The 23171-nt window shown below is 44.7% G+C and carries 13 protein-coding genes (1 of these 13 running past the window's edge); 6 read left to right on the top strand and 7 right to left on the bottom strand.

From position 1 onward, the window contains the following. Positions 1–7778: the 3' portion of a retention module-containing protein gene (locus tag BCU75_RS18995; protein WP_102474749.1), read on the top strand. Its footprint begins 19966 nt before the window's first position; 7778 of the gene's 27744 nt are visible here — the last part of the coding sequence; its start codon lies off the left edge, out of view; its stop codon occupies positions 7776–7778. 125 nt (positions 7779–7903) lie between these two features. Here BCU75_RS18995 and BCU75_RS19000 read toward each other — a convergent pair whose 3' ends face one another. Continuing rightward, complete coding sequence (locus tag BCU75_RS19000; RefSeq protein WP_102474750.1) at positions 7904–8668, bottom strand: transporter substrate-binding domain-containing protein; 765 nt, start codon at positions 8666–8668, stop codon at positions 7904–7906. Positions 8669–8933: 265 nt separating this feature from the next. Beyond that, entirely contained in the window at positions 8934–10700 is a 1767-nt protein-coding gene (locus BCU75_RS19010; protein WP_076678847.1) for a sodium:solute symporter family transporter, read from the bottom strand. A 681-nt stretch (positions 10701–11381) separates the two neighbouring features. Between BCU75_RS19010 and BCU75_RS24225 the strand changes: the two genes are divergently transcribed. Next, entirely contained in the window at positions 11382–11591 is a 210-nt protein-coding gene (locus tag BCU75_RS24225; RefSeq protein WP_102517000.1) for a hypothetical protein, read from the top strand. A 115-nt stretch (positions 11592–11706) separates the two neighbouring features. On the opposite strand, the gene BCU75_RS19015 is transcribed toward BCU75_RS24225, so the two are convergent. The 3 genes from BCU75_RS19015 to BCU75_RS19025 all read right to left on the bottom strand — a co-directional run bounded on the left by BCU75_RS19015 (position 11707) and on the right by BCU75_RS19025 (position 13709). Further along, entirely contained in the window at positions 11707–12333 is a 627-nt protein-coding gene (locus tag BCU75_RS19015; RefSeq protein WP_102474751.1) for a bifunctional 4-hydroxy-2-oxoglutarate aldolase/2-dehydro-3-deoxy-phosphogluconate aldolase, read from the bottom strand. A gap of 73 nt (positions 12334–12406) precedes the next feature. Continuing rightward, complete coding sequence (locus BCU75_RS19020) at positions 12407–13339, bottom strand: sugar kinase (RefSeq protein WP_076678845.1); 933 nt, start codon at positions 13337–13339, stop codon at positions 12407–12409. A gap of 34 nt (positions 13340–13373) precedes the next feature. Further along, on the bottom strand, positions 13374–13709 hold the full coding sequence (locus tag BCU75_RS19025; protein WP_009846518.1) for a cupin domain-containing protein: 336 nt from the start codon (positions 13707–13709) through the stop codon (positions 13374–13376). A 334-nt stretch (positions 13710–14043) separates the two neighbouring features. Between BCU75_RS19025 and BCU75_RS19030 the strand changes: the two genes are divergently transcribed. From BCU75_RS19030 to BCU75_RS19045, 4 genes are all read left to right on the top strand, one after another. Then, positions 14044–16242 (top strand): heparinase II/III domain-containing protein, encoded by a 2199-nt coding sequence (locus BCU75_RS19030; protein WP_102474752.1) that lies wholly within the window; start codon positions 14044–14046, stop codon positions 16240–16242. A gap of 2 nt (positions 16243–16244) precedes the next feature. Then, positions 16245–18398 carry a heparinase II/III domain-containing protein gene (locus BCU75_RS19035; RefSeq protein ID WP_102474753.1) on the top strand — a complete coding sequence of 718 codons (2154 nt, stop codon included), beginning with the start codon at positions 16245–16247 and terminating at the stop codon, positions 18396–18398. A 314-nt stretch (positions 18399–18712) separates the two neighbouring features. Beyond that, the gene (locus BCU75_RS19040; RefSeq protein WP_102474754.1) at positions 18713–19567 is read left to right on the top strand and encodes a fumarylacetoacetate hydrolase family protein; all 855 of its coding nucleotides are present in this window, start codon (positions 18713–18715) and stop codon (positions 19565–19567) included. Between the two features lie 654 nt (positions 19568–20221). Further along, positions 20222–20938 (top strand): FadR/GntR family transcriptional regulator, encoded by a 717-nt coding sequence (locus tag BCU75_RS19045; protein ID WP_102474755.1) that lies wholly within the window; start codon positions 20222–20224, stop codon positions 20936–20938. 224 nt (positions 20939–21162) lie between these two features. On the opposite strand, the gene BCU75_RS19050 is transcribed toward BCU75_RS19045, so the two are convergent. After that, positions 21163–22662, bottom strand: a complete 1500-nt coding sequence (locus tag BCU75_RS19050) for a tripartite tricarboxylate transporter permease (RefSeq protein ID WP_102474756.1) — start codon at positions 22660–22662, stop codon at positions 21163–21165. Between the two features lie 9 nt (positions 22663–22671). Further along, on the bottom strand, positions 22672–23127 hold the full coding sequence (locus BCU75_RS19055) for a tripartite tricarboxylate transporter TctB family protein (RefSeq protein WP_017076743.1): 456 nt from the start codon (positions 23125–23127) through the stop codon (positions 22672–22674). Between the last annotated feature and the right edge of the window lie 44 nt (positions 23128–23171).

Here is a 23171-nt window from a genome sequence, read left to right on the forward strand (position 1 = left end):
TTACTCGTCTTGAAGGTCAGGGCTATGGCAACTCCAAAGTCGACATGTTTGCCAACGCAACAGATGTAGGGGCTGATGGCGCGGTACTGAGTCGAATTGAGGGCATCTCAAATAATGGTGCAGATATTGTTTTCCGTAGCGGGAACAATGGGCCATACAGTAGCGGTTTCGATTTAAACAGTGGTAGCCAACAAGTTCGAGTCTACGAGCAAACAAATGGCGGTGCTGATACTCGTGAGCTTGGCCGACTGCGTATCAACTCAAATGGTGAAGTGGAATTTAGAGCTAATGGCTATCTCGATCATGACGGCCTAGATACCATCGATTTCTCGATTAATGTGATCGCGACGGATGGAGACTTAGACACCTCTGAAACTCCGTTAGATATTACGATTACTGATAGGGACTCTACAAGAATTGCGCTGAAAGTGACGACCTTCGAGGACGCGGGTAGAGATTCAACGATACCTTACGCGGCAGGCGATGCACCGACTCTTGAGAACGTTCAAGACAACCAGAGTGGTTTGCCTAATGCACCAGCTCAAGTTGCGCTACAAGTTAGTCTGTATGACCAAGATAACAACGAGTCTATCGGTCAACTGACGATTCAAAACAGCAACCACAGAGGTACGTTCTATTACTTTGATGGCATGGAGTATCACAAGTTAGATCCAGAACTTAACGGCGATATCATCTTTGATGCATCTGTGATGGACCAAAGTTTTGCTCCAAACCCAAATGAAGCAAGACAAACCATTGCGACGATCGACAACCTGTTCTTTGTCCCTGACCAAAACTTTGGGTCAAATAACAACGGTGTGCGAATCAATTATGAACTTGAAATTGATAATAATGGCACCCCTGATCACACCGTTAATTCAAACTTCAGAATTGAGATTGAAGCTGTGGCTGATATTGCGACTTGGGATGATTCCAACAGCATGTATCAGTATCAAGTGAACGAAGATGAAGACAATGTCACGTTACAGTTGAATGCAGAATCACAAGATAACAGCCGCACTGAAACCATTACTTATGAATTAGAAGCTGTGCAGGGGATCGGTAAGTTCGAGCTCCTCGATCAAAATGGCAATGTGCTTACACCGACTGGGGGTGTTTATATTATCGCTGCTGGTGATATCAATAGCACCGTGGTTAACCCTATTGATAACTTCTCTGGGCAAATTGAATTTAAAGCGACAGCTATTACCGAAGAGACACGTAACCCATTCGATGATGCAGCCAACGGTGGAGCAAACGATAAGACGACAGCTCGTTCTGTAGAGCAAAATATTATCATTGATGTCACTGCTGACGCCGACCCGGGCAAATTCAGTGTGAGCCGTATTAGGATCAACGAAGACAACATCGATGACCCTGATTACATCGGTCCTTTGGACAACAAAGATGCATTCACGCTAGATGAAGTCATCACTATGACTGGGTCAGTGGATACCGATGGTTCTGAAGAACTGTTTGTGCGCATCAGTAATGTTACGGAAGGAGCAGTGCTTTACTTCTTAGGCACCACGACAGTCGTTCCGACCATCACGATCAATGGTGTGGATTATCAAGAAATCGCGTATTCCGATTTGGCTAACGTGGAAGTTGTTCCAACCAAACACAGCAATGTGGATTTTACTTTCGATGTCACCGGTGTGGTTAAAGACACCGCGAACCTTTCTTCAGGTGCGCAAGTCGATGAAGAAATACTGGGTACTAAGACGGTCAACGTCGAGGTCAAAGGTGTTGCCGACACGCCTTATGGTGGGACGAATGGTACAGATTGGACGACGTTTAACGAAGGTGGCATAACCGGCGTTCAAACCACGATTCAAGAAAGTCAAAACGGTGATAACTTTGCTCTGCTTGACTTCACTGTGTTATCTGGAGAAAGAAGACCTGATCCGGCAGCTGTAGATCAAACCCCACTGCCTGACGACGGTTCAGAATCCATAACCGTTATCCTCTCGGGTATTCCTGATGGCGTTATTCTCGAAGACGGTGACGGTACGGTGATCGATCTTAACTTTGTCGGTTACGAAACTGGACCGGGCGGTAGTCCTGATCTATCGAAACCTATCTACGAAGCGAACATTACTGAGGCAGGTAAAACCTCAGGCATTCGCATTCGACCTGTCGACTCATCGACAGAGAATATCCACATTCAAGGTAAAGTGATTGTGACCGAGAATGATGGTCACACGCTTACGTTTGATCAAGAAATTCGAGTGTTGGTTGAACCTATCATCGACACCTCAGCAACCTACAACAACGTCACAAACGGAAATGAAGATACTGCTATCAATATCGATTGGCATCCTGAAGGCGCAGACTATATTGATTCTGATGAGCATTTCACTTCGATTGTCATCAGTGACATTCCAATTGATGTCGAAAGTGTTGTAATTAATGGCGATGTGACTTGGGCTTACGACGCGGCCGCAGGTACTTTAACCATCACTCCGAAGGGGGGACAGACGGCAGAAGAGTTTACTCAAATTGCACTGAACAATAATTTTATCCAAATCACACCAGCTCAAGATTCAAGTACCGATTTCGCGCTTGATACCGTTGTGATGCTCGAAGAGCGAGATCATGAATACGTTGATGCCTCAAACCCAGGGCAAGGCATAGTGACGGCGACGATTACAGGTACGATTGATGTGCGTGTAAGACCCGTCGTTGAACCCGGAGATACCGACAACAAGATTGTCGTTTCGAACGAAGATGGCTCTGGAGATCTCACTACGATTACGGCTGATGCTAATGGCGTTATTAAATTTACAACCAACAGTGATAACCAAACGACTGATACTAACGGAGACGAAATCTGGGACGGTGAATACGTCGTCCGATACCAAGAAACAGATTTAAGTACAGTAGAAGAGCAAGTTGATGAAGTGATTGTTCAGCTGACTAACACCGATGGAAGCGCGTTATCTGATGATATTTTAGGGCAACTTTTGGTAACTGGTGCCTCTTATGAAGGCGGTGGCCGTTGGGTTGTGACCAATGAAGATGCCTTTAGCGTCAGTGCGCCAAATGGATTAGATTTCACCCCTACAAATGATGCAGATGATGTTGCTACTGATTTCAATGATATCAAGATGACAATTTTCACCTTGGTATCAGATTCTGGGGATGCTAACAATGAAACGTCCGTCCAAGTGCAACGTACTGGAGAGGTAACGCTTTCTTATCCTGAAGTACTCGTTGCTCCGGATAAAGTTGCAGCCGCGATCTCTATTGTGCCAGACAGCGTTATCGATGCAGTAGAAGATACTCAGCTTGATCTTGGTGCGGCTCTAAACGGTATTCTAAGCTTTACTGGCCGCGATGATTCTACTGACCAAGTGACGGTGATCATTGATGGTATTCTAGTTATTGATGCGACAACTTCATTCCCAATTAGCCTCTCGGGAAGCAGTGATGTTGACTTTGTTAACGGGAAATATGTTTACGAGACGACAGTCGAACAAGGCGTAACTGTCGATTCCTCGGGTTTGTTATTGAATCTGCCACCAAACTACTCTGGTGACTTTAGGTTGCCGATGACCATAGTGACCAAAGATTTACAATCTGGCGATGAAAAGACCTTAGTGACCGAAGTTATCATCAAAGTCGCGCCTGACGCGGAGACGGATCCAACGATTGAGGTGAACGTTGTTGGCTCTCTTGATGATGCATTTAATCCTGTCGATACAGACGGTCAAGCTGGGCAAGATCCAGTTGGCTATGAAGATACCTATATTCAGCTTGATTTCAGTTCAACCATTACAGATCAAGTTAGCGGAGTTGAAGGTGGTGAGGAAAAATTCACTTCTATTACGCTGACTTTGGATGACACGAGTGTCGGCGCGTTTTATACCAGCGCGGGTGTATCTCTTGGTACAACGGTGACCTTCGATGAATCGGAGATAAACGCAGGTGCTCTAGATAACGTGTTGTTCCGACCTGCACTAAATTACCCAACTGGAAATGATATTAACCAAGTACAAGTTAATGTCAGTGGTACAGTCACAGATACCGCAACCTATAATGATCCTGCTTCTCCTGTTGGAACAGCAACAGACTCCGATAATTTCTCGACAAGTGTCAGCTTTGAAGTCGTTCCTGTGGTAGATGACGTGTCTGTCACTGGGCCGGGTAGCGATCCTGATATTATCGAGATTACTGGCAACGAGGACCAGCTTATTTCCCTGTCAGGTACAGGGCCTGTATCGATTGCACTGACTGATCTTGATGGCTCAGAACAGTTTGTATCGATTAAGTTCACAGATGTACCTGATGGCTTCCAGATGCGTGTAGATGCTGGTTCAGCTTACACGGTGAAAAACAACGGTGGCGGTGAGTGGAGTGTTCAACTGCCTCAAGCATCGGGACTTTCGTTCGACCTGAGTGAGATTTCAGTTTTACCACCGAAAAACTTCAGTGGTACTGCTGAATTTGGCGTTGAAGTCTTCACTCAAGAATCTTTGTTGGGTGTGCCTACCGCCGCTGCAAACTTGCCAAGTTTCAAACTGCATGTGGTGCCTGTTGGCGATGATGTTGATACCGACCCGACGGATTCTATAGCGGGTAACGAAGGCCAAAACATTGATATTGAAATCAATGCGACTATTTTGGACAAGGAATTTTCGACGACAGGAAGCGTAACGTCTACCGAAAACGCACCAGAAACGCTTCGAGTTGAAGTGGCGAACGTTCCTCAAGATGCTTCTATCTACTATCCAGATGGAACGACCTTGGGTAGCTATGATCCAGCAACGCAGATCTGGACCTTAGATGTTCCCGCACAGTCGCTAGACAAGATCGTATTCAACTCTGGAGAACATAATAGTGATACAGGCAATGCACTAGGTATCAATGGTCCACTGCAGATTACGGTGCGTTCGGTAGATACAGACGCTGACAGCACCGAATACTTGGGTACGCCAACCAGCTTCGATGTTGATTTGGTGATTGATCCTATCAACGATCAACCGACGTTTGTGAATGTGACCAACATTGAAACGCCGGAAGATATTAGCATCGCTATCGACAACTTCAGTATCTACGATGTTGACGCTAACTTTGATAACCCAGATGCGCCGTATGTTCTTACGTTACAAGTGGATCAAACACTGCCAGGAGCGCAAGGTGTATTTGAGTTTACGAGCTCACCTGACGTGACGTTTGTATTGCAGCCTGATGGTTCGCTTGTGATTACAGGTAAAGAGGCCGACATCAATACCGCATTGACTAATGGAGCGGTGACTTTCAAACCAGACCCAGACCAGAACTACCTCAACCAAAGTGGTTTAGTCACAATCAATGCAACGCTCGACGACGGTGGCAACAACGGCTTGATTGACGCGGGTGATCCGAATACCGCTCAAAGTAATCAAACTACTTTCACCATTAAGGTGACGGAAGTGAATGACGCTCCAGTGGCGACTGATGTGGATTTAGGCTCGATAGCGGAAGATGGTCAAATCGTGATTGTTGAAGGTGACTTGATTGCAGCGAGTTCTGATCTAGAAAACCATAATCTCACAGTAACCGGTGTGACTATTACTCAAGGGCAAGGTCAACTTACACGCTATGAAAATGCTGGTGGTGCTGATAACGCGGCGATTACGGGACCATTCTGGATATTCATTGCAGCCAATGATTTCAATGGCGATGTGAAGTTCAATTACGACATCATTGATGACGGTACCACCAACGGTGTGGATGATTTCTTAACTGATAATGCTGAAATTAGCCTTGTAGTTACTGAAGTCAATGACCAGCCAGTGGCATCGGATATTGATTTGGGCACCATGCTTGAAGAAGGTCAGCTGATCATTAAAGAGGAAGACCTGATTTCAGCAACCAGTGATCCGGAAAACGACACGATTACTGTGAACGGTTTGGTGCTTGATCAAGGTCTGGGTCAGTTGGAGCGCTTCGAGAATGTAGGTGGAGCCGATGACGCTACGATTACTGGCCCGTACTGGGTATTTACCGCCGCCAACGAATACAACGGTGATGTTAAGTTTACTTATACCGTTGAGGACGATGGTACAACTAACGGCGTAAATGACTTCTTGACGGATACTGGGGAAATCAGTGTTGTTGTTACGGAAGTGAATGATCAGCCCGTGGCAACGGATATCGACTTAGGAAATATCCTTGAAGAAGGTCAGTTGATCATCAAAGAAGAAGACTTAATCGCTGCGACGAGCGACCCGGAAAACGACACGATTACCGTGACTAATCTGGTGCTCGACGAGGGCCAAGGTCAATTACAGCGCTTTGAAAATCTAGGTGGAGCTGATGACGCTACGATTACTGGCCCGTACTGGATATTTACCGCGGCTGACGAATACAACGGTAACGTTAAGTTCACTTATACCGTCGAAGATGATGGTACAACCAACGGCGCTAATGACTTCCTAACGGATACTGCAGAGATCACTGCGATTGTCGATGGAGTGAACGATACACCTGTTGTTAATGGTGACAGTGTCACCACGGATGTTAACGAGGATGTTGGTCAGCTATTGAGTGGTATCAATTTCAGTGACCCTGATTATGTTGATGCATTTTCAGGTGACTTAATGACCGTCACGCTGACAGTGGATTACGGTACGCTGAATGTATCACTTCCTGCAGGGGCGACGGTAGTGATCAACGGGAACAACACCGGTTCGGTCATCTTAGTCGGTACTCTGAGTGAATTAAATGCACTGATTGATACGCCAACCAGTCCAAATGGTGTTTACCTTGATGCGAGCCTGTCTCCAACCAATAGCATTGGGTTAGAAGTTGTCGCTAAAGACAGTGGAAACCCTTCTGGTATCGCGATAGAGACGACGCCTGTGGTTTACAACATCGCGGTGACACCAGTGGCGAATACGCCAACCTTGTCGATTGACACTGCGTCTAACTACGTGAGAAACATTACTGCGAGTCAGTCAGTCAGTGCGAGTGGCATTCCTTTGGTTGGCATTATCGCGGCCTTAACGGACATTACAGAGGAGCTAACGTTGCATATCAGTGATGTACCTACTGGCGCTCAGATCACCAGTGATGCCGGTTCTGTGACTGATCTCGGTGGCGGTGTTTGGATGGCAACGTCGGATGCGATCGATAGCTTACAGGCTGTAGGGCTTTCTCAAACTCCGGGTAGCTACACACTTAAAGTGGAGGCGGTTTCTGAAGAGACTGACAACAACGATACGGCGACATCGGCTTCAATCGATCTTAACTTGAACATTGTGTCTGACGCGGTCGATATTAACCTAGCTTCGGAAACTAATGATGTTCAGCTGTTGGCTGGTGCGAATGCGACTGACCTAACAGCAGGTTCTGGAAATGACCGACTGGAAGGTGGAGCGGGTGATGATACACTTGTTGGTGGTGATGGTAACGACACGCTCATTGGTGGCGGCGGTTCCGATATCCTGACGGGCGGCAATGGAATGGATTCGTTTGTGTGGTTCAATATTGAAGACGGTGTTGAAGACACGATTACTGATTTCAATCTATCTGAAGGTGATCAAATTGATCTACGTGAAGTGTTACCTGAACTGAAAGATGCCACTGTGAACATGACGACGCTGTTGCAACATATCGATGCGAAAGTCGATGGGAATGATGTAGAGCTAACCATCAATCCTGATGGAATCGGCACTACAGAGCAGGTGATTGTGGTTGAAGACCTTGCTCCTCAGTTAACGTTAAGCGGCACCATGCCTTCGGATATTCTCGATGCATTAGTTCAGCAGAATGTCATCACTCACGGCTAATACTAAATAGGTGAGCGCCAGCTACGTGTTCGATAGTGAGGGCTGAGGGCAAGCGAACCATTAAACGATAACGAAATAGGCCAGCAATGCTGGCCTATTTTTTTACGGTATAAATCGAAAAGAGGTTACTTAAGAGAGTTGTGAATCAGAAACTCTTCTTCAACGCCTTTCAATTTCATCTCATCCATAATGAAGTTCACTGTGTTCAACAAGCGTTGTTCACCTTTTGGAATCAGGTAACCGAATTGGCTGTTGGTAAACGGTGTTTCACAACGAGCTGCTTCAAGGCGCTCGTCTGTCACTTGATAGAACAGGCCTTCAGGAGTTTCTGTCACCATTACATCAACTTTACCTTCCGCAACGGCTTGCGGAACGTCTAGGTTGTTCTCGTAGCGTGTAAAGCTCGCGTCTTGCAAGTTAGCATCCGCAAAAATCTCATTAGTCCCTCCAATATTCACGCCAACACGAACAGAAGAAAGGTTCACTTTCTCAATGCTGTTGTATTGTTCTACTTTGCCTTTCGCAACTAAGAAACACTTACCAAAGGTCATGTAGCCTTGAGTTTGTTCTGCGTTTAACTGACGCTGCATTTTACGCGTGATACCGCCCATCGCGATGTCGTATTTATCGCTGTCTAGATCGGTCAGTAGGTCTTTCCATGTGGTACGAACAATCTGTAATTCAACGCCCAGCTGTTCAGCAACATGCTTGGCTACGTCAATGTCATAACCAGAGTAGGTTTTGCCGTCGAAGTAAGAAAAAGGTTTGTAGTCGCCTGTAGTACCGACACGAAGTGTGCCTGATTTTTGGATGTCTTCTAATTGGTCAGCTTGTGCTACACCAGAAAGAGCCAGAGTAATGGAAGCAAGTAATAGTGATGTTTTTTTCATTGTAATTATCTGTTGTGTTTGTGTTGTCATTCAAAGTAACAGAAACAATCAGAGAAAGAGATCAAACCATTGGAAAGGTTGTAAAAGAAGATAAAACGAGGGCAGGAGACAGGGACTTCGATGGGTTTGTGAGCATTGATTGAGATGCACTTCATATTCTAATTTGATGAACAGAAAGCAAACAAAAAGCCCATGTTATCGAATAACATGGGCTTCATTATTGGTTTAACTTGTTAGCTGCCTATTTAGCTGTTTAGCTGTTTAGCTATTTAGCAACTGACTCGTTGTTCATCTTAGCCGGAGCTTTAGATGCGTTAACCAGTAGGATACCAACGGTTAGTACCATTGAACCACATAGTAGGAACAACAAGCGTCCTGTTGGTTCATTTGGAATCAGAGCCATTGCTAGGATACCGAAACCTGCTGTGCTGATAAGCTTACCAAGCATTGAACGCTGTTTAGTATCTAGGTTTTGTTGCTCTTCACCTTCCGCGACTAGCGGCGTGTTCCAGTTAGTGAATAGTTGGTCAACTTCTTTCTCACGTTCAGGCGATAGGCCTTTGTAGAAGCGAGAAGTCATGATGAAGTAACCACCAGTGAACACGACGTGAGCGGCTAGGCTAAGACCTACTTTCAAGTCGCTCCATTCACGGCCAGTAAGCGCTGTTTCCATACCGAATAGGTGCTCGATGTCTTCTGCTTGAAGCGAGATACCGAAGATGTAAGAAACGAAGCCACCAACGATTAGCGTAGACCAACCAGACCAGTCAGGCGTCTTACGAATCCACATACCGAGTAGTACAGGGATAAGCATTGGGAAGCCAATTAATGCGCCCACGTTCATTACGATATCGAACAAGCTCAAATGACGTAGAGAGTTAATAAATAGGCCAATCGCGATGATGATGATACCCATCATAATAGTGGTTAACTTACTTACAATAACCAGCTCTTTCTGAGTCGCGTTTTGACGAAGAATCGGGCTGTAGAAGTTCATTACAAAGATGCCAGCGTTACGGTTCAAACCTGAATCCATAGAAGACATTGTTGCAGCGAACATTGCTGACATAAGAAGACCAACCATACCTGCTGGCATTACGTTCTGTACGAATGCTAGGTAAGCCGCATCACCTGCTTTGTCGCCCATTGACGCATATTGAGCTGCGAAGTCAGGCATGAATGCACTTACGTACCAAGGTGGTAGGAACCAGATTAGTGGGCCAACAACCATAAGGATACATGCTAAGCCTGCCGCTTTGCGTGCGTTTTCACTGTCTTTTGCACATAGGTAACGGTAAGCATTGATGCTGTTGTTCATTACACCGAACTGCTTCACGAAGATGAACACAACCCAAAGAACGAAGATGCTCATGTAGTTTAGGTTGTTACCTAACATGAAGTCGCCGTCGAAGTTAGCAACGATGTTAGTTAAGCCGCCACCGTGGAAGTAAGCTGCAACCGCACAAGTAATGGTTACCGCCATGATAACAAGCATTTGCATGAAGTCAGAAGCAACAACCGCCCAAGAGCCGCCCGTTACTGCCATCAAGACTAGAACCATACCCGTTACCACAATGGTTGCTTCCATTGGAATATTGAATACCGCTGCTACAAAGATAGCGAGACCGTTCAGCCAGATACCTGCTGAGATAAGGCTGTCAGGCATACCTGCCCATGTGAAGAACTGTTCAGACGTTTTACCAAAGCGCTGACGAATAGCTTCGATCGCCGTTACCACGCGAAGTTGGCGGAACTTTGGTGCGAAGTACATATAGTTCATGAAGTAGCCAAAAGCATTGGCCAAGAATAGGATTACAATAACGAAACCGTCATTGAACGCGCGTCCTGCGGCACCTGTAAACGTCCATGCTGAAAACTGTGTCATGAAGGCAGTTGCACCAACCATCCACCACAACATTTTGCCGCCCCCTCTGAAATAATCGCTGGTAGAGGTAGTGAATTTACGGAACATCCAACCAATTGCGATCAAAAAGAAGAAGTAGGCGAGAACAACAAAAGTATCGATAGTCATCTTTTCAGCCTTTTAAATATCATAATTAACTGTGCTTAGATTAACGCGTTCAAAGGTTTATTTGTACTACAATATGTCTTTAGTATGATCTAGGTCGCATTGATTTTTGGTGTATTGTAATTTTTTAATTTAAGTCATTGTTTTTATTGGGCTCAATGGGGTGTTGAATTTATTTCAGGTCAAGGCTAAATAACCTTTCAAACGTTCATATGTATTACAATATAAGCGGTGCGCTTATAAAAGTAAGAATCTATAAGATTTTAGTGATGACCGTAACAAGTGTGCTACAACTGAGTGTGGTTGTGCGATGTAATTCACGTTAAACCCCAACACTCATTTACAATGTATCGTTTTTGAAATTTAAGTGTAGCTTATTGTTTTCGTGTCGCTATTTCCTATTTTACGTCCTTGATTGCTTATTATCGATCAGCATTATTTATCTACACGATTTAGCCGCTAAATGGGTGTGTTGCTCTAGTGCTTAGATTCTTGGTTTGTCTACCGACCATAACTGGAGTAGGTGTTAGTGGTAACCATAGCGATAACTGTACCCATATCCAAGAACCGCAGACGCTGTACTGCTTAATAGTGGCTTTTAAATATATGAAAGAGATCAGCGCGCTTATGCTATGCGTACGAACTAATAAGGGGCAGGCATCGATACAGGGCTCGATACCTGATATGAATCGAATAGAGTCAGATAACCTAAGTGGACGTTTAGAGTGTTTGCAAGGTCGTGTAAATCGTTCTAGTTCAGTTCGTTCACGTTTGCACGAAACTATAGCGCACAAAACCATCGCGCACGAAGCTGGTGGGTTGCCTAATGCATGGGAATGTATTGTCGAAGTGTTAACTCGCTTGAGGGGCGCGTTTCTCAAGCAACAACCCTAGGAAACCAGGTTTTAGATATCAAATAATTTTAAACATCAAAAACCTTCAAACAGTGGAAACCTCAGATAACAAAAAGCCCCACCGAAGTGAGGCTTTATCACAAATCTAAAACAGATTAAGCGTTAACGTGGTCAACTGCGTCACGAACAAGCTTGCCTAGCTCGTCCCACTTACCTTCATCGATAAGGTTAGTTGGAACCATCCAAGTACCGCCACACGCAAGAACAGAAGGGATCGATAGGTATTCATCAACATTCTTCAAGCTTACGCCGCCAGTAGGCATGAATTTAACAGGGTAAACTGCTGTTAGTGCTTTAAGCATACCAGTACCGCCAGAAGGCTCTGCTGGGAAGAACTTCAACGTGCGAAGGCCCATTTCCATTGCTTGCTCAACTAAGCTTGGGTTGTTAACACCCGGTACGATCGCAACACCTTTGTCGATACAGTACTGAACAGTACGTGGGTTAAAACCTGGGCTTACGATGAAATCAACACCCGCTTCGATAGATGCGTCAACTTGATCGTTGGTCAGTACAGTACCTGAACCGATTAGCATGTCTGGGAATTCTTTACGCATGATGCGAATCGCTTCGATTGCACATTCTGTACGTAGTGTGATTTCTGCACATGGCATGCCGTTTTCAACCAACGCTTTACCTAGAGGGATAGCGTCTTCAGCACGGTTGATAGCGATTACAGGAATTACTTTTAGGTTTGCTAGTTGTTCATTTAATGTCGTCATGAATTCTTTCTCACGTTAAATGTGGGCCTGCTTTCAACTAAGCAAACCCTTGATTAATAGTTAAAGTGCGTAATTATAGAGACAGATCAGGCGTCGCTTCTACAGGAATGATAGCACCTGGATGCTGAATCACGGTTCCTGCCACAATATGACCTGCAAATGCAGCATCACGAGCACTACCGCCGCTCAAACGCTTGGCTAAGAAGCCTGCACTGAACGAGTCGCCAGCAGCCGTAGTATCTACGATGTTGTCAACTGGGTTTGGAGCTACGTATTGAGCACTTTGGCTTTCGACGACTAAGCAGTCTTTCGCGCCACGTTTGATCACGATCTCTTTCACACCAGACTCAGACGTACGCGCAATACATTGTTCAATGCTTTCGTCGCCGTATAACTCTTGTTCATCATCAAACGTTAGTAGAGCCGTGTCGGTGTACTTAAGCATTTTCAAGTACCACGAAATTGCTTCTTGTTGGCTTTCCCAAAGTTTAGGACGGTAGTTATTGTCGAAGAATACTTGACCGCCTTGAGCTTTAAATTTGTCTAAGAAGTTAAACAGCTGTGTGCGACCATTTTCTGTCAAGATAGCAAGCGTAATGCCACTTAGGTAAACCGCATCAAAAGAGAACAGCTTATCAAGTAGAGCTGGCGTGTCTTCCTGATCAAACATGAACTTCGCTGCAGCATCACTACGCCAGTAGTGGAAGCTACGCTCACCAGTTTCATCGGTCTCGATGTAATAAAGCCCTGGTTGTTTGTAATCGAGCTGAGCAACTAAGCTTGTATCGATACCTTCAGCTTGCCACTTTTCTAACATGTCAGCACTGAATGGGTCAGTGCCCAGTGCTGTTACATAGCTTGTTTGGATGCCATGTTCTTTTGTTAAGCGTGACAAGTAAAGTGCTGTATTCAGTGTGTCGCCACCAAAACTTTGCTTAAGCCCGTCTTGTTTTTTTTGTAGCTCAACCATGCACTCGCCAATGACCGCGATGTTTAATGATTTCATATGCTTACCTTAGCAACTGAGGTTGCGCTATTCATTATTTTAGGAAGTCTTCACGCGCAGGGTTGAAGATATCAAGAAGGATGCTGTCTTGCTCTAGTGCAACCGCACCGTGCATCATGTGTTTACGAGCGAAGTAAGCATCGCCTTCTTTAAGGACTTTCTTTTCGCCTTCAATCTCAGCTTCGAAGCTGCCACGAACTACGTAACCGATTTGGTCGTGAATTTCGTGAGTATGAGGGTGGCCAATCGCGCCCTTATCAAAACATAGGTGTACTGCCATTAGATCGTCAGTGTAAGCAACGATTTTACGTTTAATGCCGCCACCAAGTTCTTCCCATGGGTTTTCATCTAGGATAAAGAAAGAGTTCATTGTGTATCTCCTAATCTGTTTAAATCTTTTTAAGTGTTACTTAACTTACATTCATCATAAATGAATGAGCCCAATTGTAATACAATATATCTAAATTTGTGTGATATTGATCAAGCGATACTTTATATAGCGTAAACAAATCAACAACTTAAGGAATGCTCGGTATCTAGCATTAGTTAATTACATCAATGGCTTACGGTAAATTATGTGACTCTACTCATCATTTGGCGACGTAGAGGTATAATTAAAGCTCTTATTGTATTACTTTATGTGGAGTTTGAAAATTTAATCAAAGTTTAAGCAGATAAACTCTTTATTGAGGGTGACAAAGAATATGACGACTAAACCAGTATTGTTGACTGAAGCTGAAATAGAGCAGCTTCATCTTGAAGTGGGCCGTTCAAGCTTAATGGGCAAAACCATTGCAGCGAACGCGAAAGACCTAGAAGCATTCATGCGTTTACCTATTGATGTCCCAGGTCACGGTGAAGCTGGGGGTTACGAACATAACCGCCACAAGCAAAATTACACGTACATGAACTTAGCTGGTCGCATGTTCTTGATCACGAAAGAGCAAAAGTACGCTGACTTTGTTACAGAATTACTAGAAGAGTATGCAGACAAATATCTAACGTTTGATTACCACGTACAGAAAAACACCAACCCTACAGGTCGTTTGTTCCACCAAATCCTGAACGAACACTGCTGGTTAATGTTCTCAAGCTTAGCTTACTCTTGTGTTGCTTCAACACTGACACAAGAACAACGTGACAACATTGAGTCTCGCATTTTCGAACCAATGTTAGAAATGTTCACCGTTAAATACGCACATGACTTCGACCGTATTCACAACCACGGTATTTGGGCAGTAGCCGCTGTGGGTATCTGTGGTCTTGCTTTAGGCAAGCGTGAGTACCTTGAAATGTCAGTGTACGGCATCGACCGTAATGACACTGGCGGTTTCTTAGCGCAAGTTTCTCAACTGTTTGCACCTTCTGGCTACTATATGGAAGGCCCTTACTACCACCGTTATGCGATTCGCCCAACGTGTGTCTTCGCTGAAGTGATTCACCGTCACATGCCTGAAGTAGATATCTACAACTACAAAGGCGGCGTGATTGGTAACACAGTACAAGCAATGCTGGCGACGGCTTATCCGAACGGTGAGTTCCCGGCTCTGAATGATGCTTCTCGTACTATGGGTATCACAGACATGGGTGTTCAGGTTGCCGTCAGTGTTTACAGCAAGCATTACTCTTCTGAAAACGGCGTAGATCAAAACATTCTTGGTATGGCTAAGATTCAAGACGCAGTATGGATGCATCCATGTGGTCTTGAGCTATCTAAAGCCTACGAAGCCGCTTCTGCAGAGAAAGAAATCGGCATGCCTTTCTGGCCAAGTGTTGAATTGAGCGAAGGCCCTCAAGGTCACAACGGCGCACAAGGCTTTATCCGTATGCAGGATAAGAAAGGCGACGTTTCTCAGCTAGTGATGAACTACGGTCAACACGGCATGGGTCACGGCAACTTTGATACATTGGGTATTTCTTTTTTCAACCGTGGTCAAGAAGTGCTACGTGAATACGGCTTCTGTCGTTGGGTTAACGTTGAGCCAAAATTCGGCGGCCGTTACCTAGACGAAAACAAATCTTACGCTCGTCAAACGATTGCTCACAATGCCGTCACGATTGATGAAAAATGTCAGAACAACTTTGACGTTGAACGTGCAGACGCGGTACACGGTTTACCTCACTTCTTCAAAGTTGAAGACGAGAAAATCACTGGCATGAGCGCATTTGCTAACGATCACTACGAAGGTTTTGACATGCAACGCAGCGTGTTCATGCTAGATCTTGAAGAGTTTGAGTCTCCGCTATTGCTAGACTTGTACCGTTTAGGTTCTACAAAAGGCGGCGAAGGCGATCACCAATTCGACTACTCTCATCAATATCAAGGTCAAATTGTTCGCACTAACTTCGAATACCAAGCAAACAAAGAGCTAAATACACTAGGTAGTGACTTCGGTTACCAACACCTATGGAATGTAGCAAGTGGTGAAGTGAATGGCACTGCGTTAGTTAGCTGGTTACAAAACAACACGTACTACACTTGGTTGGGTACAAGTTCAAACGAGAACGGAGAAATCATCTTCACTCGCACTGGTGCTAACGATCCAAGCTTCAACCTACGTTCTGAGCCTGCATTCATTCTACGCAGCAAAGGCGAAACAACATTGTTTGCTTCTGTTCTAGAAACACACGGTTACTTTAACGAAGAATTCGAGCAATCAGTAAACGCTCGTGGTGTTGTGGAAAACATTAATGTAGTGGCTCACACGAATGTCGGTTCAGTAGTAGAGATTACGACAGAGAAATCAAACGTGACAGTGATGATCAGCAACCAACTTGGCGCGACTGACAACACTGAACACAAAGTAGAACTGAACGGCAAAGTATACAGCTGGACGGGCTTCTACTCAGTAGAAACAATTTTAAACCCAGAATTAGCAAGCACAGCAGAGCAGGGGAAATAATAATGAGCTATCAACCACTTTTACTTAACTTTGAAGAAGCAGCAGAGCTTCGTAAAGAACTTGGCAAGGATAGCCTTTTAGGTAACGCACTGACTCGCGATATTAAACAAACTGACGCTTACATGGCTGAAGTTGGCATTGAAGTACCAGGTCACGGTGAAGGCGGCGGTTACGAACATAACCGTCATAAGCAAAACTACATTCACATGGATCTAGCGGGCCGTTTGTTCCTTATCACTGAGGAAACAAAGTACCGTGATTACATCGTTGATATGCTAACAGCGTACGCGACGGTGTACCCAACACTTGAAAGCAACGTAAGCCGTGACTCTAACCCTCCGGGTAAGCTGTTCCACCAAACGTTGAACGAGAACATGTGGATGCTTTACGCTTCTTGTGCGTACAGCTGCATCTACCACACTATCTCTGAAGAGCAAAAGCGTCTGATCGAAGACGATCTTCTTAAGCAAATGATCGAGATGTTCGTTGTGACTTACGCACACGACTTCGATATCGTACACAACCACGGCTTATGGGCAGTGGCAGCGGTAGGTATCTGTGGTTACGCGATCAACGACCAAGAGTCTGTAGACAAAGCGCTTTACGGCCTGAAACTAGACAAAGTAAGCGGCGGTTTCTTAGCGCAACTTGACCAACTGTTTTCGCCAGACGGCTACTACATGGAAGGTCCTTACTACCACCGTTTCTCTCTACGTCCAATCTACCTGTTCGCAGAAGCGATTGAACGTCGTCAGCCTGAAGTGGGTATCTATGAATTCAACGATTCAGTGATCAAGACAACGTCTTACTCTGTATTCAAAACGGCATTCCCAGACGGCACATTGCCAGCTCTGAACGATTCATCGAAGACAATCTCTATCAACGATGAAGGCGTTATCATGGCAACGTCTGTGTGTTACCACCGTTACGAGCAGACTGAAACTCTGCTTGGTATGGCTAACCACCAACAAAACGTTTGGGTTCACGCTTCAGGTAAAACATTGTCTGACGCTGTTGATGCAGCAGACGACATCAAAGCATTTAACTGGGGTAGCCTGTTTGTAACCGACGGCCCTGAAGGCGAAAAAGGCGGCGTAAGCATCCTTCGTCACCGTGACGAACAAGACGACGACACGATGGCGTTGATCTGGTTTGGTCAACACGGCAGCGATCACCAGTACCACTCTGCACTAGACCACGGTCACTACGATGGACTGCACCTAAGCGTATTCAACCGTGGCCACGAAGTGTTGCACGATTACGGCTTTGGTCGCTGGGTAAACGTTGAGCCTAAGTTTGGCGGTCGTTACATCCCAGAGAACAAGTCTTACTGTAAGCAGACGGTTGCTCACAACACAGTAACGGTTGATCAGAAAACGCAGAACAACTTCAACACAGCATTGGCTGAGTCTAAGTTTGGTCAGAAGCACTTCTTCGTAGCAGACGACCAGTCTCTACAGGGCATGAGCGGAACCATTTCTGAGTACTACACAGGCATAGACATGCAACGCAGCGTGATTCTTGCTGAACTTCCTGAGTTCGAGAAGCCACTAGTGATCGATGTATACCGCATTGAAGCTGACGCTGAGCACCAGTACGACCTGCCCGTTCACCACTCTGGCCAAATCATCCGTACTGACTTTGATTACAACATGGAAAAAACGCTTAAGCCATTAGGTGAAGATAACGGTTACCAACATCTGTGGAACGTGGCTTCAGGCAAAGTGAACGAAGAAGGTTCTTTAGTTAGCTGGCTACATGACAGCAGCTACTACAGCCTAGTAACCAGCGCGAATGCGGGCAGCGAAGTGATTTTTGCTCGCACTGGTGCTAACGATCCAGACTTCAACCTTAAGAGTGAACCTGCGTTCATCTTACGTCAGTCTGGTCAAAACCACGTGTTTGCTTCTGTACTAGAAACGCATGGTTACTTTAACGAGTCTATCGAAGCCTCTGTAGGCGCTCGTGGTCTGGTTAAATCAGTGTCTGTTGTAGGCCATAACAGTGTCGGGACTGTTGTGCGCATTCAAACGACATCTGGCAACACTTACCACTACGGTATTTCAAACCAAGCTGAAGACACGCAGCAAGCAACTCACACTGTTGAGTTCGCGGGTGAGACATACTCGTGGGAAGGATCATTTGCTCAACTGTAAATGATTAACATACATGTCGTTTAACGATGGCATGTATTGATGTGGTGCTTTGCGGGAACGAAGTATCACATTGAATTCAGTCGTGATTGAAAAATCGTTCGTTGATACCAACAACGACTGAAACATCGGGAATAAGTCAAACCGAGTAACTCACTGCGAGTTGCTCGGTTTTTTATGTGTGTAGGAAACAGAATAGAACGGCTTGCTAGAAAGGATAAGGAACAAAGAGTTAACCCAAGCGAAGGGAAATAGCTAATGTTCGCCTGTGTTTAGACTACAGTAACTGATAGGAATAAACGGTTAGGGAGTGAACCATGAAGTTAATGAAAGGTTTGGTATCAATACTTGCAGTGTCTTGTTCTACCTTTGTTTTTGCTAACGCTGTTTTAGCAAATGACGAGTCTGATAGCAGCGTTGAAACTGAGGAGTTCGTGCGTTATCAATATCAAGACAAGATTAGTTATGGAAAGTTAGATAAAGGCGCAGTGTTGCCGATCAGCGGCGATATCTTTAGCGAACATTCGGTAGTGGAAACTTCGATACCGTTAGAGTCGGTTGAGGTGTTGCTGCCGACACAACCAGAGAAGGTATTCGCCGTTGGGATGAACTTCGTTAGCCACTTAGCTTCACCTGGCGATGCACCACCGCCGATGTTTCTTAAACTTCCTTCTTCTTTGATTCTCACAGACGAAGCGATTCAAGTGCCACCTGAAGCGAGGAATGTCCATTTTGAAGGTGAGCTGGTGGTTGTTATTGGGAAAGAGCTCAGTCAAGCCAGTGAAGAGGAAGCAGAACAAGCGATCTTTGGCGTGACGGTGGGCAACGATATTACAGAGAGAAGTTGGCAAGGCACGGATTTACAATGGCTACGAGCGAAAGCTTCAGACGGCTTTGGCCCGATAGGTAATACGATTGTTCGTGGTATCGATTATAACAACGTGCAATTAACCACGCGTGTAAATGGCAAGGTGGTTCAACAAGAGAACACGTCGTTTATGATTCACAAACCTAGAAAAGTCATTAGCTATTTGAGCCACTATTTTACGCTCAAACCGGGCGATCTTATTTTCATGGGGACGCCAGGAAGAACCTATGCTCTGTCCGATAAAGATCAAGTGAGTGTCACGATTGAAGGGGTAGGGACGGTGGTCAACGAAGTGCGGTTCTGATGGTATTGAATTAGCTTTAGATCTACAGAGCTTGCGTCTAAATCTAAAGTATGTAGATGACTGTATGTAGACGACTTGAACCTATTGATTTAATTTGAACTACGTTAACTTGCGTAGTGAATAATTAACCGTTTTTTGGTTGTTTTTTCAAGGTGGCTCAAAAACCTCTTCCACACTTCAGCGTATACTGCGAAACCTTCAACTGACATGTAAGCAAAAGTAAAGTTAGCGTGTTTGGATTAACTTCTCACGATCATTTTGAGGGAATCCTGCAATCAAATTGTCAGAGCAATCTTTGTATCGTCATTCTATTGTTGATGGAAAATCAGATATATCAACGCAGCGGTAATAGTGCATTTACACGTGAGGTTGGTTTTCCGGCTCCCTTATTTTAATTCAATTGAGTGATGTTATTAGAAGCGAGACTAGAAAACGAGAATGACAGAACCCACACGCTTCGGCGAGGGTTTAATGAGTGGTGTAACATAGTGTTTCTAGCTAAGTGAAATTCGATACTTTCTAAGTATTTGATTAGTTAAATAAATTAATAGGGTGCTATCCACTTTGATTTTACTCAATTGGCTGTAGGTTGAAATACTGTTATAGTGCTCCTTAAATAATACATAAACATAACAAATAAATAAGAGCGAACTTATGGCTAGCACTTTTAATTCAATTTCGGGCTCGAAGCGTAGCCTGCACGTGCAAGTAGCACGCGAAATCGCTCGTGGAATTTTGTCTGGTGATCTGCCGCAAGGTTCTATTATTCCTGGTGAAATGGCGTTGTGTGAACAGTTTGGTATCAGCCGAACGGCACTTCGTGAAGCAGTTAAACTATTGACCTCTAAAGGTCTATTAGAGTCCCGCCCGAAAATCGGTACTCGTGTAGTAGACCGCGCATACTGGAACTTTCTTGATCCTCAACTGATTGAATGGATGGACGGCCTAACCGACGTAGACCAGTTCTGTTCACAGTTCTTAGGCCTTCGCCGTGCGATTGAACCTGAAGCATGTGCACTGGCGGCAAAATTTGCGACCGCTGAGCAACGTATCGAGCTTTCAGAGATCTTCCAAAAGATGGTAGAGGTGGATGATGCTGAAGTGTTTGACCAAGAGCGTTGGACAGACATTGATACTCGTTTCCACAGCTTAATCTTCAATGCGACAGGCAACGATTTTTACCTGCCATTTGGTAACATTCTGACGACGATGTTCATCAACTTCATTGTGCACTCTTCTGAAGAGGGAAGTACGTGTATCAATGAACACCGTAAAATCTATGAAGCTATTATGGCCGGTGATTGTGATAAGGCTAGAATTGCTTCTGCCGTTCACTTGCAAGACGCCAACCACCGTTTGGCAACAGCATAATAGAAACGATTTAAAGCTCATCTGAACTATCTCACATTGAGATTAGCAGTCTCGCGTTCGGATAAACGACTTAAAAAGGTATGCCAAGTGCATGCCTTTTTTGTTGTCTGTTGATTACGAAAATTATTGATTCTTGTGTACGAAAAAAGCCAGCGACTAGTGTCTCTGGCTTACAAAAATCGTCAACGTATTTTAGGACGAGACAAGGTCAAACGAGCGGCTCATTATGGATGTTCTTCAGTTTGCTTTCGTTTCTGCTTTTTCTTCATCTTTAACGTTGAGTAAACAGAGAATACAGCCAACACGATAAACGCAAGAGCAATAGGGCGCTCATAAAGGAAAGACCAACTGCCGTCGTACATCAATAGTGATTTTCTTAAGTTGGTTTCTGCCATTGGCCCTAAGATGATCGCAAGCAAAATCGGTGAAGAAGGTATATCCAGTTTAGTTAAGACAAACCCAAGTAAGCCAAAACCGATCGCAATCCCTATATCAAACATCGAGTTATTAATCGCGTAAGCACCAACAATCGATAGGAAGACAATAATTGGGATCATGATGATCTTTGGCACTTCAATAATGCGGCAAAAGAATCGGATTCCCAATAAACCAATCACCAGCATCACAAGGTTAGCGACTAACATTGAGCTGAAAACGCCGTAAACCACTTCTGGGTTTTGGGCAAACAGCAGAGGCCCCGGCGTTAAACCTTGAACAATGAGTGCGCCTAATAGAACAGCTGCGACGGCATCTCCAGGAACACCCAGTGTTAACAATGGAACTAACGATCCGCCCGTCACACCGTTGTTTCCTGATTCTGCAGCCGCTAGGCCACGAACAGAACCGTTGCCAAACTCTTCTGGATTTTTAGACGAACGCTTTGCTTCGTTGTAACAAACAAATGCAGAAATATCAGCGCCAGCGCCTGGTACAGATCCGATTGTTGTACCCATCAAACCACTTTTTATGGCAGTTGGTAGCATTTCTTTTAGATCGCTTTTGCTCAATAGTTTGTGGTCAAATTTCGGCGCAACGACTTTCTTTTCAGAGAACAGCTTTTCTAGTTGGTTTAACGCTTCAGAAAGAGCGAACAAACCGATTAAAACGGGGATGACATTGATTCCGCTGTAGAGATCCATAATGTCGAAAGTGAATCTTGGTACGCTGCTGATTGGATCGAGTCCAACGGTAGAAACCAACAACCCAATAGTACCAGCTAATAATCCTTTGAAAATGTTGTTTGAAGAAACACTCGCAATAATAGTTAAACCAAACAAAGCGAGGGCAAAATATTCTGGTGCATTAAAACGCAGTGCGAATGTTGCCAATTTGGGTGCAATTGCGATAAGAACGATAGTGCTTAATAATCCGCCAATAAATGAAGCCACAGCAGAAATACTTAATGCTCTGGCGGCTTGTCCTCTAACAGCCATTGTGTGACCGTCGAGTACACTTGCTGCCGAAGCGGGTGTCCCAGGTGTTTTAAGCAATATTGCGGCAATCGAACCACCGTAAATACCACCAATGTACACACCGATTAACATCACAAGGGCGGAAGTTGGTTCCATGCCAAAGGTAAACGGAAGGAGTATCGCAACACCCATAGTTGCGGTTAGGCCTGGCAATGCACCTAAAATAACCCCACCGAGCACACCAAAAACAAGGACAGGAAGCACAGCAAAGCTCACAGCTGTCGCGAGACCATCAATTAGATATTCAAACATTATGACCTCCTATGACCACATTGCTTCAGGAAGCGCGATGTAGAACACCTCGCCAAATAAGTAGTAAACCGCAAACACAAAAACAACGGCAACAACGTAATAAATTGGCTTCTTAACTTTGAAATAAACAAGGTAAAATATAAATGCAATCAAGCTAGCGTAAAGGTAACCAACGACACTGATGAGTAATGCGTAACCGATAAGATAAGCAACGCCGAAGATGGACATTTTACTGACCATCGCTTCTTGTTGTTCTGATACGCCTTTAAGTTTGTGTTGAACGATGAGAACAATGCAGATAGCAATTTGAGCAATCACAATCATCATTGGAAAAAACTTTGCATCGACACTAGCATCTTGATACATAGGGCGATCAAACTGAGTAATCAACACGAGTGCAATTGCGCTAAGAATGATGATTATGGAAGGGAAAACGACATTTCGATTTAAGTTGGCGTTAGACATAGAATTTGCCCCTAAAAAGTAAAGCAAGGGAAAGATACAAACCG

It is taken from the genome of Vibrio splendidus (genome assembly GCF_002873455.1).
GTDB classification, from domain to species: domain Bacteria; phylum Pseudomonadota; class Gammaproteobacteria; order Enterobacterales; family Vibrionaceae; genus Vibrio; species Vibrio splendidus_J.

What these genes read in the sequence shown, in the direction of transcription:
- BCU75_RS19000 (WP_102474750.1), bottom strand. Translation starts at nt 8,668, where the DNA reads ATGAAAAAAACATCACTATTACTTGCTTCCATTACTCTGGCTCTTTCT.
- BCU75_RS19010 (WP_076678847.1), bottom strand. Translation starts at nt 10,700, where the DNA reads ATGACTATCGATACTTTTGTTGTTCTCGCCTACTTCTTCTTTTTGATC.
- BCU75_RS24225 (WP_102517000.1), top strand. Translation starts at nt 11,382, where the DNA reads ATGAATCGAATAGAGTCAGATAACCTAAGTGGACGTTTAGAGTGTTTG.
- BCU75_RS19015 (WP_102474751.1), bottom strand. Translation starts at nt 12,333, where the DNA reads ATGACGACATTAAATGAACAACTAGCAAACCTAAAAGTAATTCCTGTA.
- BCU75_RS19020 (WP_076678845.1), bottom strand. Translation starts at nt 13,339, where the DNA reads ATGAAATCATTAAACATCGCGGTCATTGGCGAGTGCATGGTTGAGCTA.
- BCU75_RS19025 (WP_009846518.1), bottom strand. Translation starts at nt 13,709, where the DNA reads ATGAACTCTTTCTTTATCCTAGATGAAAACCCATGGGAAGAACTTGGT.
- BCU75_RS19030 (WP_102474752.1), top strand. Translation starts at nt 14,044, where the DNA reads ATGACGACTAAACCAGTATTGTTGACTGAAGCTGAAATAGAGCAGCTT.
- BCU75_RS19035 (WP_102474753.1), top strand. Translation starts at nt 16,245, where the DNA reads ATGAGCTATCAACCACTTTTACTTAACTTTGAAGAAGCAGCAGAGCTT.
- BCU75_RS19040 (WP_102474754.1), top strand. Translation starts at nt 18,713, where the DNA reads ATGAAGTTAATGAAAGGTTTGGTATCAATACTTGCAGTGTCTTGTTCT.
- BCU75_RS19045 (WP_102474755.1), top strand. Translation starts at nt 20,222, where the DNA reads ATGGCTAGCACTTTTAATTCAATTTCGGGCTCGAAGCGTAGCCTGCAC.
- BCU75_RS19050 (WP_102474756.1), bottom strand. Translation starts at nt 22,662, where the DNA reads ATGTTTGAATATCTAATTGATGGTCTCGCGACAGCTGTGAGCTTTGCT.
- BCU75_RS19055 (WP_017076743.1), bottom strand. Translation starts at nt 23,127, where the DNA reads ATGTCTAACGCCAACTTAAATCGAAATGTCGTTTTCCCTTCCATAATC.